The organism is Leifsonia sp. Leaf336 (genome assembly GCF_001423695.1).
Lineage (GTDB): Bacteria > Actinomycetota > Actinomycetes > Actinomycetales > Microbacteriaceae > Leifsonia.
This window is the reverse complement of the sequence record NZ_LMOZ01000002.1, coordinates 710,618-723,195: the sequence shown is the minus strand read 5'-3', so window position 1 is coordinate 723,195 and position 12,578 is coordinate 710,618. Positions and strand designations below refer to the sequence as shown.

Sequence of the window (12,578 nt, the reverse complement as noted above, 5' to 3'; positions counted from 1 at the left end):
GGCACGAAGGGGTAGACCGCTATGGACCATCAGGACATGAGGCAGCGCAACGCTGCGAGCACGCTCGGCATCCTCTATCGCTCCGGCCCGGCGAAGATGACGGCGCTGCAGCGTGAGTCCGGGCTCTCCCGGCGCACGATCGAGCTCATCCTCGACGACCTCATGCAGAGCGGCTGGGTGACCGAGGTGCACTCGGCGAGCCCCGCCGCCCGGCCGGTCGGCCGGCCCGCGCGCAGCTACGCGTTCCGCTACGACGCCGCGTGCGTCGTCGCCCTGCAGCTGGAGGCCGGCCAGATCCACGCGACGGTCGCCGACCTGGCGACCGAGATCCTCGCCGATCTGCGCGTTCCGCTGCCGATCAAGACCTCCCGCGCCGAGCGGCTCTCGCTGCTCGACGACAGCGTCACCGAACTCCTCGACACGGCGGGCGTCGACCGCTCGGCGGTCGTCGCGGTGACCGTCTCGACGCCGGGCATCGTGCGCGACGACGGCATGGTCGACCTCCCGATGACGATGCCCGAGTGGACGGGATTCTCGCTGAGCGACGCCGTCGGCGAGCTGTTCGACTGCCCGGTGCGGGTCGAGAACGACGCGAAGATCGCCGCGCTCGGCGAGAAGTGGTCGCGCGACGGCGAGGTGCAGGACTTCGCCTACATCTTCTCCGACAGCGAGCGCATCGGCATCGGGCTCGTGCTGCGGGGCGAGCTCTACCGGGGGCGCGACGGCGCGGCCGGCGAGGTCAGCTGGGCGCGCGACCTCGGCCTCCACGACCTGGTCAGCCCGCTGCTCGTCGATCTCGCCGACGAGCTGGCGCCGGGCCACGCGGCGACGCTGGAGCTCGTCACCGCGGCGCGCGCCGGGGAGTCGCACGCGCTCGAGGAGGTCGACCGGCTCGCACGCGCACTCCGCGCCAGCATCACCCTGATCGCCTGGCTGCTCGCGCCGGAGGAGATCATCTTCGGCGGCTCGCTCGGCACCATCCAGGACCTCCTCATCCCCGCGCTCGAGCGCGAGCTCGCCACGAACGACCGCCCGCTGGAGGTGCGCCTCCGCGGCTCCCAGTACGGCGACGCCAGCGTGCTCACCGGCTGCCTGCGCATGTGCATCGAGTCGTTGAGCGACCAGCTATTCACACCAGCCGGGATGGCGGCGATCGGCCCGGCGCCCATCGCGTCCTCCGCGACCGAGCAGGCGGCTGCGGAGGCCGCGAGCTGACGCGGGGACGCAACACGCCGTTTCGGCGCGGGTCAAACGGCGTGTTGCGTCCCCTCTACATCGGCAGGCGCCGGGCGCACGGTCCTCCGGATGTGCCGTGCGATGAAGAACCACGTGAGGCCGCTGGCCACGACGAACACGAACTCGAAGAGCAGCACCAGGCCTCCGCGAGCGGCGGCGTTCAACGGCACGGTCTGCATCCATCCCAGGAACCCGTCGAAGCCTCCGTGCGCGACGACGACGCCCAGGTACGCCAGCACCGCCCCGATCGAGAAGCGGTAGTGGCCCTCCCGCGCCCCGGCGAACACTGCGGCGGCGAGCAGCGCCGAGAACACCGGGTGCAGGAACGGCCCGGTGAGCTGGCGACCGATCGTCGTGCCGATGAACAGCCCGATCCCGTATCCGTCGGCTTGGCCGCGGGCGAACGCCTCCAGCAGATAGCCCAGGTTCTCGATGACGCTGAAGCCGATGCCGACGGCGCCGCCGACGAACAGGCCGATCCGGGCGTCCTTGACGGGGAGCTTCAGCGCCAGGAGGAGGACGAACCCGAGCTTCACGGTCTCCTCGACCACCCCGGCCATCACCAGCGCGAGCTCGCTGGGATGGGTGGAGGTGCCCCCGCTGGCGAGATCGATGATCGAGTTGATCGGAGCCGCCACCAGAGTCGCGGCGAACCCGCCCAGCCCGGCCATCAGGAGCAACCGCGGGGCCGAGAGCTTGTCGTCGGGACGCAGCTTGTACATCATCGTGTAGAGCAGGGCGACACCCACGGTCGCGGCCCCGGTCAGCAGCAGGAACGGAGAGAGCACGCTGGGCCCCTCGGCGCGCGCGTGCGGAGCGATCGCGGCGAACAGGAGGCTGAAGCCGAACACCCACAGCCACACGCCCGCACTGGCCGCGGCGATGATCCACCCGCCGAACCGGCCCATCCACTTGCGGGGCTCACGCTTCTTGGGCACGTACACGGGAACGGCCGGGTAGGTGTACCCGGTCCATTCGGCGCCGCTCCACCAGCGCAGCATGCGCGGGTCGTACGGGTCCGGGTACCAGCCGCTCGGCGGCAGCAGAGGTGGAGCGTAGGTCACCCGGTCAGCCTATGTTTCCGCGGCGGCGCACGCCCGCCTCCAGAACGGGCGACACGCCGCCGCGGAGGGCGAACGGATCAGGCGCGCCCGGCGCGGCCGGCCCGCCCTGAGCGGAAGTACTCGTTGGCCGGCTTCAGGAAGATCAGGATCGTCGCGATCACGCCGACGATCGCCCGGGCCGCGCCCACGCCGTAGCCGCCGAGGACGCCGAAAAGCGACAGGACGGTGACGATCAGCAGGACGATGCGCGCCCAGTTGGCCCCTCGACGCATGAAGACGGCGAACAGCACGTACGCCGCGATGTACAGGATGCCGAAGACGACGGCGAGCGTCACCGAGATGCCGATGGCCGCGTTCGCGGCGCTGTCGGACAGACCGCTCTGCTGCTGCATCAGCGTCGACTTCAGCGACCCGACCGTCGCGAGGGAGATGATCAGCGCGACGAGGCTCAGCGCGGCGCCGGCGATGTAGAGCCAGAACGCCGTGTTCACCTGCGGCGGCGGTGCGACCGTCGAGCCTCCCGCCCCTGCCGTGGTGCCGGAAACGCCTGCAGACTCAGTGCGATCACTCATGTCGGTCCTCCTCAGCCGATGTCCAAACCGGTCGTCCGACCGGCTCGGCACACGGTAGTCCCGCCGAGCGATCTGAGCAATGGTCACTTCACGCGGTGGCCCAGCGGGGCTCAGGACTCCACGTACTGCAATCCGACCGCGGATTCGAGCGTCGCGCTGGCCGCGTGCAAGGGGACGCTCCACGTCTGGTCGCCGACGATGCCGTCGACGGTCACGCCTCCCCAGCCCTGGAAGGCCTCCACCGCCGCGCGCGTGTGCGGCCCGAAGATCCCGTCGATGCCCTGCGGGGTCACCCCGCCCCACTGGTCGGCGCCATTGGTGAGGATGGTTTGGAGGCTCGACACCACCGGCCCGGAGGCTCCCTCCTGCAGCACCGGCATCGGCCCGCCGTCCGGGAGGGCCGCCCAGGTGAGCGGGCCGACGATGCCGTCCGGCGTGAGGCCTGCTCCCTGCTGGAACTCGACGACGGCCGCATGGGTGGCCGGCCCGAAGATGCCGTCGACCGCGATGGAGAGGTTCGGCGTCCGTCTCAGCGCCCGCTGCACTCGCTTGACCACACCTCCGGTGTCGCCCTGCTGCACGGTCGGCTGTCCTGGATTCGCCATGATGAACTCCCTCTCGCTGATGCGGTCTCGGGTTGTCGCCAGAAGTGTCCCAAACCGGGTCGTCTACGGCAATGGAGGTCGCGATCTGGAGGCACGACCGCGTGCCCCGCATTCGGGGGACACGATCGGGCTTACCGTGTCGTCATGGCGATCAGGATCGAATTGCGTTCGGCGAACTGCCCGATCTGCGGAAAGCGGATGGACGGAACGGTCAAGATGCTCGGCAACCCGGGCCAGGCGGGATTCCGCACGGCCCCGCAGGACGTGCACTGCGCGTCCGGCTGCGAGCGCGCGCTCGGCGACAACCGGGAGCGGATGCTGGGGGTGTTCCAGGAATAAGGCCTCACGCACCGGCGGGTGGTGGTTTCAGCGCCGTCGTCCAAGTCTCGGGAGCGGACGTGATGACGGCCCCGGCGGGTGGTGCGCCCGTCGCGACAGTGCGGCTCTTGACGGCGCCGGCAGTGATGTCGCTGTCCTGGATCGTGTAGGTCGTCGAGGCGGACACGGACTCGCCGCCCTTCAACACTCCCGGCTGGGACGGGGTCGGCCACACGTAGGTGATCGCCGTCGGAGGCTGCAGCGAGTCCACGAGCACGACGTCGCGCAGCGTCTGATTCGAGTTGTTCGTGACTTTGAAGTGGAACACGATCACGTCCGTGGGCGAGGGCGGCTCGCTGATGGCAGGAACCGCGATCTGTGTCAGTGCCAGGGAGGCACGCGAGGCTCCTCCCCCGTCGATCCCCGCGGCCTTGAGTACCGCGGCGTTGGAAGCTTCGTTGGCCTTGGTCGCGAAATAGAAGGCGACAGCGGTTCCTGCGGCGGCGACGATCCCGCCGACGAGGGTGTTCCGCAGGCTGGAGTCCGTTCCCCCGAAGGTGACGGCCGTCAGGATGAGCAGTCCCGCGATCAGCGTCACCGCGATCCAGGCCCGGACCACGCTCGTGTCCGCATCCTTCTTCTTCTTGGTCATCCGGGCCATGTAGAAGAGCAACGCGATGAAGGCCAGGATCATCGCCACGAGCAGCGCGACCGTCGGCAGCCAGGGCGCGAGTTCGGCCGACATCGCCGGTGCGGGATTCGGCGCAGGCGTGGGCGTCGGTGTATCGGTGGACAGCTTCGACAGGATCATGCCAGGCCTCCCTCTCGGGCCGCCGTCGCGGCGGAGGACATCAACCCCTGCTGGGCAGAAGTGTGGCAGACCGCATCGTCTACGACAATGTCTATCCGAGCATTCCTCAGCGGCGTTTGCGAGGGAGGCCTAGGCCGTCTCCCCCTCCGACTGCCGCCGCATCTGCTCCTCGAGCTCGCGGATGCGCTTGTCGCGCTCGGCGAGCTCGATCTCGTGCTCGAGCGCGGCGAGCTGCGCCTCCGTGCTGGACGCGTAGGGAGCGTGAGAATGCGTCGCACTGCTCGCCGCCCTCGGCGCGCGTCGCGGCCGCGGGGTGGACTCGTACTCGCGCCCGATCGCGAACCACAGGATCGCGCCGACCAGCGGCAGGAAGATGACGATGAACACCCACGTGATCTTCGGCAGGTGCTTGATCTGGTCCTCCCGCCGCAGGATGACGTCCAGCAGAGCCACGACGAAGAACGCGAACGTGAGCAGGTAGAAGACGAACATGCGGACGAGTCTATGAGGTTGCTGTGCGGGATGTCCGCCACCAGTTGGGGGCGCACGGCGGGTGGGCCAGCGGGAGATCGGGGTGGCAGGGCCCCGCGCACCTGCCACCCGAGCGTCGCGGTCCCCCGAACGCGACGCGCACGAACAGCCTAGAGAGACCGGCGTGCGGAGGGAATGTGACGAAGGTCACATCCGCCCTCCCGCCGATCGCCGCCGCCGCGCGCCATGATGGTGCTGTGGTTCCGAGAATCCGCCCGGTCGACGTCGACGACGCTGCGGCGACGGTCGACGCGCGCGTCGCCGACGCGCTGATCCGCGAGCTCCGCGTGCGCGGCAGCGCCCTGGCGACCGACTCCACGGTCGCCGCGCAGCTGCGCGCCCAGGTGCACGTCGTGCTCCGGCGGACGCGTGAGCGCCTCGGCGCTGCGGCAGGGCCGGCACCTGGCGGCGAGGCGGCGCCCTCGGGTGCTGCCCCGGCCTCCCCCGGTTCGAAGGTGGGCCGCGACCGAGCGCGGCAGAACATCCACCCGGCCGACAGTCTCATCGCGGCCACCCTGCTGTTCGACATCGCGCTCGCGGAGCTCGCCACGGGCGACAGCGACCCGGCCGAGGTCGCGCGCGCGCTCAACGCGTCGATCATGGACCAGGTGGTGCCGGCCTCCCTCACCTACGTCGACGTGCTCATCGAGCGTCTGGCCGTCGCGCACACCGAGGAGCGGCTGGGCATCTCGCGCGAACTCCACGACCGTGTCGCGCACAGCATCGCCGCCGGCATCCAGCGCGTTCAGCTCAGCCGGCAGCACGAAGGAGCGGCCTCCGAGCGCATCGACGAAGCCCTCCGGCTCCTGGAGGCCGCGCTCGACGAGACGCGCTCGCTGGCGTTGGATCTGCGGCACTCGGTCGGCGACAAGCACCTCGACGAGGCGATCCACGACTACGTCGCCGACCTGAGCCCGGAACCGCCGACGGTCGACGCCCACAGCTACGGCACCGCGCGATCGCTGCCGACCGGCGTGCAGGAGGAGGCGTTCATCATCGTGAGGGAGGTCGTCCACAACGCGCGCCGTCACTCCCGCGGCGAGCGCATCCGCCTGGAGTCGCACTGGCTCGTCGACCGGCTGATCATCTCGGTCTCGGACGACGGGATCGGGTTCGAGCGCGACCGGATCCGGCCGGGCGCGCTCGGCCTCATCGCCGCGCAGGAGCGCGCGGAGCTGATCGGCGCCGAGCTGACGATCGCGAGCACGCCCGGATCAGGGACGACGGTGACCCTGACGATCTCCGAGCCGGGCGGCCGCCGGTGAGTGGCCCGACCGCGAAGCGGACGATCGTGCTCGCCGACGACCACGCCCTCTTCCGCAAGGGCGTGCGCGCCTTGATCGAGGATTCCTTCGACGTCGTCGCGGAGGCCGCCGACGGTCAGGAGGCGGTCGCCCTGGTCGAGCAGGCCCGGCCGGACGTCCTGCTGCTCGACGTCGAGATGCCGGGCGGTTCGGCGGAGCGCACGATCACCACGGTGCGCCGGCGGTCGCCGTCGACGGCGGTCGTCATCCTCACCATGCACACCGACGCGGTGCTCCAGCGCCAACTGCTGCGCGCGGGCGCGTCGGCGTTCGCGTCGAAGAACATCGACGAGCGCTCCCTCATCGACCTCCTCGCCTCGGCGAAGCCCGCTCAGGAGGCTGCGCCTGCGGACGTGCCCGCAGCCTCCGACCGCGTCCTCACCGACCGCGAGCTCGAGGTGATCAGGATGATCGCGCAGGCCTACACGAACCGCGAGATCAGCGCGCGCCTGAACATCACCGAGGGCACCGTCAAACGCCACACCACGAACATCTACGCCAAGCTCGGCGCCACCTCCCGGATCGACGCGGTCCGCAAGGTGATCCGGCTCGATCTGCTCGAAGGGTGACCACATGACACGTCGACCGCTTCACCTGAAGGTCGCGATCGCGCTCGGCGGCGCGGCGCTGCTCGCCGCGGCCGCCACCGGCTGCAGCTCGACCGGCTCTGCTGCGCCGACCTCCACGTCAGCGCGGGTAGCCGCCTCGCCGACACCGCACAGCGACCCTTCGATCGCGCTCACCTGCGCAGTTCTCGGTTCGTTGGACACCTCGCTGGAGGACACTGCGATAGAGCAGCACTCCGGACAGACCGACGCCTCCGGCTACGCGGCGGTTATCAACACGACGTCGAACACGCTCATGGGGCTCCGCCGGAACTCGGCGGCCGGGATGCAGTCGGAGGTGTGGAACCTCCAAGAAGCGGTCAAGACCTCGCCGCCGACGGTTCCAGGCGCGACGTTCGACCCGCACGGCGCGGATTTCGCGGCAGCGTTGGCCGACGTCAAGACGAAGTGCGAAGCGAACGGCACGCCGATGATGCTCTACGCCGTGCCGGGCCAGGGGTGACCCCACACTCACATTTGCGGCTGCTGGCGAGCCTTCCGGTCCTGGATGATCGCCACGATGTCCGCGTGGTTAAGGTAGACGGCGATGCGCCAGCCATTCTCATCGCGGTGGAGCAGGTAGCTGGAACGCAACGTAAGGGGCTCCGCGTGCGTGTCGGCGAACCGCACGCGCCACGCGGTCCGCAGCAGCGTGTGCTGGTCATCGATCGGCTGCTCGGAGAACTCGACGAGTTCGGTGCCCTGCGCACCGATGGAGGCGAACAGCTCCGCGCGCCGCGGCAGCGTCGCGGCCAGTTGCTGCGAGGTGACCGGTCGGACGGAGGTCGGATCGAGGCTCAGGAAGTCGTCGCAGAATAACTCGGCCGAAGCTGCGGGATCGCTGTCGCCGGCCGCAGCGAAGGCGGCGACGAAATCACGGACGTCGGGCCTCACATCCCCCTGCGCGGTCGCGGTGGCTGCGCCCATCGGCGTACTCCTCTCGTGAATCCCGTCGCTCGGCCGACGGGCACCTACGATGGAAGTATAGACAGTAACTGTCGCGACAGCTATAGGAGGACGACATGCCCGGTCCGGTGGTGACCCTCACGAGTGTGATCGTGCGGCTCGCGCGAGATGCGCGAACGGCGCTGGACCAGCAGTTCGCGGCCCACGACCTCACATCCCAGCAGGCCGGCGCCCTCATCCGCGTCTACGGCGGCGAGTCGAGCCCTCGCCGCATCGCCGACCTCCTCGGCACCGACACCGCGGGGATGACCCGCCTCCTGGATCGTCTCGAATCCAAGGGCCTGATCCGGAGGGAACGGGACGCCGCCGATCGGCGCGCGATCGTGGTCGCCCTGACCGATGAGGGCGCCGCCGTCATCCCGCTGCTGCCCGGGGTCTTCGAGCGGGTCGGCGGATCACTGGCCGCCGGCATTCCGGAGTCCGACATCCAGACGACACTGCGTGTGCTCGAAGCGATGCTGCGCAACGCGCAGAAGGAGGCGTAGACCTCAGTCCTTGCGCCGCATCCAGTGCTCGCGCATGAACATCCGCCCGAACCAAGCGCTGAGCCCGTTGCCGCCGTACTCGTCGGGGTCGGCGTCGAGCACTTCGCTGCCCTGCGGCTCGGGCAGCGCTCGCGCTTCGTCGTCGGTGAGAGTGGTCTCCACTGCGGCCTCCGTGATGCGCCCGACGCGGTCGGCGTCGACGAATCGGAGGCCCTTCTCGGTCTTCACCGCGATGCCGTCGAAGAGGTCGAGCGAAGGGTCCTGCAGCACATGCTCGACCCGGCCGATCTCGATGCCGTCAGAGGTGAAGACGGGGGTGCCGTTCTGGAGTGCGGTGTACGCGATGGGGGTGTCGTCGGTCACGGGGGTCACTGTACGCCGGGGATCTGGCCCTCCTCGATCGGGCACGCTCCCGCGAAGATGGGGGAATGACGAACACGACACCCGACGGAAGCTTCTCCGCCCAGGAGCGAGCCGCCATGAAGCAACGAGCCGCTGAACTGAAGGCGGAGGCCAAACGCGCGAAAGGCGCCGAGAAGGCCGCAGCCGAGGCGGCGGACGTGCTCGCGAAGATCGCCCAGATGCCCGCCGGCGACCGCGAGATGGCGGAACACCTCCACGCGATCGTCGCCGAGGTCGGGCCGGACCTCTCCCCCAAGCTGTACTACGGCCAGCCGGGCTACGCCCGCGACGGCAAGGTCGTGGTGTTCTTCCGCAGCGGGCAGCTCGACAAGACGCGGTACTCGACGTTCGGCGTGAGCACGGAGGCGGCGCTCGACGACGCGAGCGGGTTCTGGCCGACGTCGTATGCGCTCATCGAGCCGACCGAGGAGGCGTGGGAGCGGGTGCGCGAGGTCGTGCGGCGGGCAGCGGGTTAGCTACCTGGCGTTGTCTTCAATCACGTTCCGAATCGCGGCCACCGCGAGGTGCAGCATCCCGCCGAGGACGCCGATCCCGCCGATCGCGTTGCCGAAGAGGAAGTAGCCGGCTGCGCTTCGAGGGTCAGCACCAAGCGTCGCGATCCCGATGAAGTAGAGGACGATGGCTGCGATCAACGCGACGATGTAGATCGCGGCGAGTACCGTCAGCGGGAGGTTGGGGCCGCGGCGGCTAGGGCGTGACGGCTTGGATGCGCGATCGGACATGGCCGGATGGTAACGGCTCGACAGCGGTCGCGGGAACTCCTCGTGGTTCGACTCGGCTGCGCGCCTCTCTGTTTAGGGTCTCGCTGAGATATTTTCAGCGCGGGTTAGTAGCTCGAAGAAGGCCGTGTTGATGAATAGCCGTTCCCGACCCACTCGCACGTCCATCAGAGCATTCGCGGCAACGAGGCCGTTCAGCCAAGCTGTCGCAGTAGGGCGCGAAACGTTACACCGCGCCATGACATTCGAAATTCGGCAATATGGCTGCTCGAAAAGTACCGCCAGCAAATCCGCGTTGTTCGATTTGGTCACGGCTCGGATAGCATTTTGGGTGCTGTTCTGAAGGTCGTAGATGGCGTCAATCTTTTGCACGGTAGCCTCCGCTGTCACTCGCAGACCCTCAAGTATGAAGAGCAGCCAGCGCTCCCAATCCCCATCCGTCGTGACCCGCAGAAGTAGGTCGTAATAGGTTGTCTTGTTCTCGATGATGTACCGCGAGAGGTAAAGTATCGGCGACTCCAACAGTCCAGCGTTTATTAGTAAAAGGACGTTGAGAATGCGTCCAGTCCTGCCGTTTCCGTCTTCGAATGGGTGAATTGCCTCGAACTGATAGTGTGCCGCTGCCATTACGACGAGCGGGTCTAACCCAAGTGAAGAGTGTATGAACTGCTCCCAATTGGAGAGCTTGTCGCGAATTGTCTCTTCCCCGCTGGGCGGCGTGTAAATCGCCCGCTTCGTCACGGGGTTTCCTATGTAAGTTCCCGGGCGCTTCCGAACATTCATGTCCCGCTGCTTGATCATTGAGCAGATTTGAACTGCGGTAGTAACCGAAAGTGGCCGCGACTTAGCGCTTTCGTAACCAGCGAATAGTGCAGTGCGGTAGCGGAGCGTTTCCTTGACGGCAGGGCTCGCGTTGCCAGAGTCCTCTTGCGCAAACTTGAAGAGTTCGTCGGCAGTCGTGACTATGTTCTCAATCTCCGAACTCGCCTGAGCCTCTAAGAGCGGTATGGAGTTTATGAGGACTGTGGGGTTTGGTATCCGTTTCGATGCTTGATCCAGAGCTGCGAGTGAAGCACGCGCCGCTATGGTCGCCTTCAGAACCGCCTTTGTCTCGAGATCCGCAGAAGGCGGCAACGCGGGTAGTTCGTCGTAGGGCTTATCTGCTTCCCAAGTCACGTGTAAAGAATAGTTCAAGGCGTCAATAACGTGTAAAAAATAGACCCGATTCTTTACACGTTAATGCGACGTGCCAAATAGCTTGACACGATAACGGTGATCATTAGTGCAGCAAGCACGTCGACAGCACCAATTCGACTTGCGCCAAGTACTGCTCTTCGCGCGAGCGTGATCAGCGCGCATTTCCCTCTACAACGTTTCGAATGGCAGCGACTGCGAGGTGCAGAAGGCCACCTACGACCCCAATAGCGCAAAAGCTGTTTCCAAAGAGGAAGAATCCAGCTGCTCCAAGCGGATCGTTAGCGTACGTGGCAAACCCGATGAAGTACAGGACGACCGCGGCAACAAGCGCCACGATGTAGATCGTGGACAAGACAGTCAACGGAAGATTGGGTCCGCGGCGGCTTTTGGGGGTGTCTCGAATCCGCGACCAAAGGCCTTTCGATTGGCATATGCCTCCCTCAGCGAGGGAGGCAGCTCTTCATCCGACATGGCCGGATGCTAGCCGCGCGCGACGAGTCGAGGCAATGCGGAACGATCAAGGACTGTCACGCGCCCTCGCACCGCGCCCGCGTGTCGTCGTATCGCGACGGGCGAACCGGCGAAAGATCACGACGTGGCCAAAACGAACTATTCAGTCGGTCTCCTCACTTCGGACGAGTCATGGCGAATGATCCGGACCGCGCGCGCAGAGCCTGCCGGACGGCTCGAGGAAACGTTGGCGTCATCATCAGCGCGTGCGCGCGACTTTCAGATGGCGCTGGAACAGGCGCAGCAGCAATTCGTTGCTGCGGCTCAGGTCGGTTACGAAAGCAGGCCCTTGAATCTCTTCTATGGGCTATCTCAGGCGGGTCGCGCGATAGCGGCGGCCAGCCCGCGATTGGGCGGGCGCACCCAAAATCGCTGGCAAGGTTCAGGACACGGACTCCATTTTGACCCCGACATTTCGGCGCATGGGCTCATCGGGTCTCGAATCAGGGTGGACAACGGGAATGCTGACCTCTTCTCCCGCTTGTCAATCGCAATTGGCTCACCAACTGATGTCCGATCTGCAACGTTCGGTGAGTTGATTGAGCAGATTCCTGACTACGCTATGGAGTTTCCCGATCCTTCCGCCATTGGTCGACCGATTCACGACACGAGGGTGTACGCGGCGCCCGCAGCTTTCCCGGTTGAGTTGGAAGTACAGCTCCCGGGTCTACCGATGGAAGGGCCAATGGACGAAGCAGTAGTGCGGGCACTTGCGGACAGATATCCGGCGCTTCGGCCGCTCCGGGTCTCGACTTCAGAGCCAGGAACGGCCCGACGAAGCCACAACCGCGGCCGATGCCTATTTGTCATCGACGGGATCGACCAGCTCCAGCTGTCCCGCTCGGGCCCCTACGTGCCGCTTGGAACACAGACCTACCGTCGTCACTCCGTGCTGCTGCCCGAACTCGGCGAATCGCCTCGAGAACTTCGTCCCTTGGCTTCCTGGTGGATGGTTCTCTTTGCGCTCTCGATGCTCGCTCGATACTCCCCGCATCACTGGACACGCACGATGTCGATTACTCATAGCCGAATAGCATCTCGGGTTGAGTTCATCTTGGATTCGGCACTCCATGCCGTCCCCGAACTTGTACACGAAGAACTAGCAAGCATTGCCGCGGTGGACCAGGAGCCATCCTGAACTTTTTGACGCTAGGCGCCAACCTTCGTGGCCGCCAGAGAGTTATGCCGCAATTCCTAGCAATCCTGCTCATTGGGTAAGGCATGGTTTTGGC

At 66.8% G+C, this 12,578-nt stretch carries 17 protein-coding genes; 8 read left to right on the top strand and 9 right to left on the bottom strand.

Annotated features, from left to right (window positions below; genetic code table 11):
• Positions 1-36 precede the first annotated feature (36 nt).
• Positions 37-1,215 carry an ROK family protein gene (locus tag ASF88_RS12295; protein ID WP_162242576.1) on the top strand — a complete coding sequence of 393 codons (1,179 nt, stop codon included), beginning with the start codon at positions 37-39 and terminating at the stop codon, positions 1,213-1,215.
• Positions 1,216-1,247: 32 nt separating this feature from the next.
• Here ASF88_RS12295 and ASF88_RS12290 read toward each other — a convergent pair whose 3' ends face one another.
• The 3 genes from ASF88_RS12290 to ASF88_RS12280 form a co-directional block, all read right to left on the bottom strand.
• The gene (locus ASF88_RS12290; protein ID WP_055918678.1) at positions 1,248-2,300 is read right to left on the bottom strand and encodes a PrsW family glutamic-type intramembrane protease; all 1,053 of its coding nucleotides are present in this window, start codon (positions 2,298-2,300) and stop codon (positions 1,248-1,250) included.
• A 77-nt stretch (positions 2,301-2,377) separates the two neighbouring features.
• Positions 2,378-2,872: a hypothetical protein gene (locus tag ASF88_RS12285; RefSeq protein ID WP_055918674.1), complete on the bottom strand. Its 495-nt coding sequence runs from the start codon at positions 2,870-2,872 to the stop codon at positions 2,378-2,380.
• Positions 2,873-2,982: 110 nt separating this feature from the next.
• Positions 2,983-3,477: a peptidoglycan-binding domain-containing protein gene (locus ASF88_RS12280; RefSeq protein ID WP_055918671.1), complete on the bottom strand. Its 495-nt coding sequence runs from the start codon at positions 3,475-3,477 to the stop codon at positions 2,983-2,985.
• Between the two features lie 144 nt (positions 3,478-3,621).
• Here ASF88_RS12280 and ASF88_RS12275 point away from each other — a divergent pair, with 144 nt between their 5' ends.
• Complete coding sequence (locus ASF88_RS12275; protein ID WP_055918669.1) at positions 3,622-3,816, top strand: hypothetical protein; 195 nt, start codon at positions 3,622-3,624, stop codon at positions 3,814-3,816.
• Positions 3,817-3,820: 4 nt separating this feature from the next.
• Here the strand turns inward: ASF88_RS12275 and ASF88_RS12270 are convergent, their stop codons facing one another.
• Together ASF88_RS12270 and ASF88_RS12265 are read right to left on the bottom strand one after the other, a co-directional pair.
• Positions 3,821-4,606 carry a DUF7507 domain-containing protein gene (locus tag ASF88_RS12270; RefSeq protein WP_055918667.1) on the bottom strand — a complete coding sequence of 262 codons (786 nt, stop codon included), beginning with the start codon at positions 4,604-4,606 and terminating at the stop codon, positions 3,821-3,823.
• Positions 4,607-4,735: 129 nt separating this feature from the next.
• Positions 4,736-5,098, bottom strand: a complete 363-nt coding sequence (locus tag ASF88_RS12265) for a PLD nuclease N-terminal domain-containing protein (RefSeq protein ID WP_055918665.1) — start codon at positions 5,096-5,098, stop codon at positions 4,736-4,738.
• 236 nt (positions 5,099-5,334) lie between these two features.
• On the opposite strand from ASF88_RS12265, the gene ASF88_RS12260 reads away from it, so the two are divergent.
• Genes ASF88_RS12260 through ASF88_RS12250 form a run of 3 tightly spaced genes read left to right on the top strand, consistent with a single transcriptional unit; the run spans position 5,335 to position 7,509 of the window.
• The gene (locus tag ASF88_RS12260; protein ID WP_235493424.1) at positions 5,335-6,402 is read left to right on the top strand and encodes a sensor histidine kinase; all 1,068 of its coding nucleotides are present in this window, start codon (positions 5,335-5,337) and stop codon (positions 6,400-6,402) included.
• The gene (locus ASF88_RS12255) at positions 6,399-7,010 is read left to right on the top strand and encodes a response regulator (RefSeq protein WP_055918663.1); all 612 of its coding nucleotides are present in this window, start codon (positions 6,399-6,401) and stop codon (positions 7,008-7,010) included. Before ASF88_RS12260 ends, ASF88_RS12255 begins: the two co-directional genes overlap by 4 nt.
• Before the next feature lie 4 nt (positions 7,011-7,014).
• The gene (locus ASF88_RS12250) at positions 7,015-7,509 is read left to right on the top strand and encodes a hypothetical protein (protein ID WP_055918661.1); all 495 of its coding nucleotides are present in this window, start codon (positions 7,015-7,017) and stop codon (positions 7,507-7,509) included.
• Between the two features lie 8 nt (positions 7,510-7,517).
• Here ASF88_RS12250 and ASF88_RS12245 read toward each other — a convergent pair whose 3' ends face one another.
• A complete protein-coding gene (locus ASF88_RS12245; RefSeq protein WP_055918657.1) occupies positions 7,518-7,973 on the bottom strand; it encodes a DUF4440 domain-containing protein in 456 nt (151 codons plus the stop codon).
• Positions 7,974-8,068: 95 nt separating this feature from the next.
• Here ASF88_RS12245 and ASF88_RS12240 point away from each other — a divergent pair, with 95 nt between their 5' ends.
• Complete coding sequence (locus tag ASF88_RS12240; protein WP_055918653.1) at positions 8,069-8,497, top strand: MarR family winged helix-turn-helix transcriptional regulator; 429 nt, start codon at positions 8,069-8,071, stop codon at positions 8,495-8,497.
• A 3-nt stretch (positions 8,498-8,500) separates the two neighbouring features.
• Here ASF88_RS12240 and ASF88_RS12235 read toward each other — a convergent pair whose 3' ends face one another.
• On the bottom strand, positions 8,501-8,860 hold the full coding sequence (locus ASF88_RS12235) for a PRC-barrel domain-containing protein (protein WP_055918651.1): 360 nt from the start codon (positions 8,858-8,860) through the stop codon (positions 8,501-8,503).
• A 65-nt stretch (positions 8,861-8,925) separates the two neighbouring features.
• Here ASF88_RS12235 and ASF88_RS12230 point away from each other — a divergent pair, with 65 nt between their 5' ends.
• Complete coding sequence (locus ASF88_RS12230) at positions 8,926-9,375, top strand: DUF1801 domain-containing protein (RefSeq protein WP_055918648.1); 450 nt, start codon at positions 8,926-8,928, stop codon at positions 9,373-9,375.
• Here ASF88_RS12230 and ASF88_RS12225 read toward each other — a convergent pair whose 3' ends face one another.
• Together ASF88_RS12225 and ASF88_RS12220 are read right to left on the bottom strand one after the other, a co-directional pair.
• Positions 9,376-9,642 carry a hypothetical protein gene (locus tag ASF88_RS12225; RefSeq protein ID WP_055918645.1) on the bottom strand — a complete coding sequence of 89 codons (267 nt, stop codon included), beginning with the start codon at positions 9,640-9,642 and terminating at the stop codon, positions 9,376-9,378.
• A gap of 72 nt (positions 9,643-9,714) precedes the next feature.
• Positions 9,715-10,815: a Fic family protein gene (locus tag ASF88_RS12220; protein ID WP_055918642.1), complete on the bottom strand. Its 1,101-nt coding sequence runs from the start codon at positions 10,813-10,815 to the stop codon at positions 9,715-9,717.
• Between the two features lie 616 nt (positions 10,816-11,431).
• Between ASF88_RS12220 and ASF88_RS20425 the strand changes: the two genes are divergently transcribed.
• Positions 11,432-12,484 (top strand): YaaC family protein, encoded by a 1,053-nt coding sequence (locus tag ASF88_RS20425; protein WP_157498335.1) that lies wholly within the window; start codon positions 11,432-11,434, stop codon positions 12,482-12,484.
• Positions 12,485-12,578 lie beyond the last annotated feature (94 nt).

What these genes read in the sequence shown, in the direction of transcription:
- ASF88_RS12275 (WP_055918669.1), top strand. Translation starts at nt 3,622, where the DNA reads ATGGCGATCAGGATCGAATTGCGTTCGGCGAACTGCCCGATCTGCGGA.
- ASF88_RS12270 (WP_055918667.1), bottom strand. Translation starts at nt 4,606, where the DNA reads ATGATCCTGTCGAAGCTGTCCACCGATACACCGACGCCCACGCCTGCG.
- ASF88_RS12280 (WP_055918671.1), bottom strand. Translation starts at nt 3,477, where the DNA reads ATGGCGAATCCAGGACAGCCGACCGTGCAGCAGGGCGACACCGGAGGT.
- ASF88_RS12285 (WP_055918674.1), bottom strand. Translation starts at nt 2,872, where the DNA reads ATGAGTGATCGCACTGAGTCTGCAGGCGTTTCCGGCACCACGGCAGGG.
- ASF88_RS12265 (WP_055918665.1), bottom strand. Translation starts at nt 5,098, where the DNA reads ATGTTCGTCTTCTACCTGCTCACGTTCGCGTTCTTCGTCGTGGCTCTG.
- ASF88_RS12245 (WP_055918657.1), bottom strand. Translation starts at nt 7,973, where the DNA reads ATGGGCGCAGCCACCGCGACCGCGCAGGGGGATGTGAGGCCCGACGTC.
- ASF88_RS12225 (WP_055918645.1), bottom strand. Translation starts at nt 9,642, where the DNA reads ATGTCCGATCGCGCATCCAAGCCGTCACGCCCTAGCCGCCGCGGCCCC.
- ASF88_RS12240 (WP_055918653.1), top strand. Translation starts at nt 8,069, where the DNA reads ATGCCCGGTCCGGTGGTGACCCTCACGAGTGTGATCGTGCGGCTCGCG.
- ASF88_RS12230 (WP_055918648.1), top strand. Translation starts at nt 8,926, where the DNA reads ATGACGAACACGACACCCGACGGAAGCTTCTCCGCCCAGGAGCGAGCC.
- ASF88_RS12250 (WP_055918661.1), top strand. Translation starts at nt 7,015, where the DNA reads ATGACACGTCGACCGCTTCACCTGAAGGTCGCGATCGCGCTCGGCGGC.
- ASF88_RS12295 (WP_162242576.1), top strand. Translation starts at nt 37, where the DNA reads ATGAGGCAGCGCAACGCTGCGAGCACGCTCGGCATCCTCTATCGCTCC.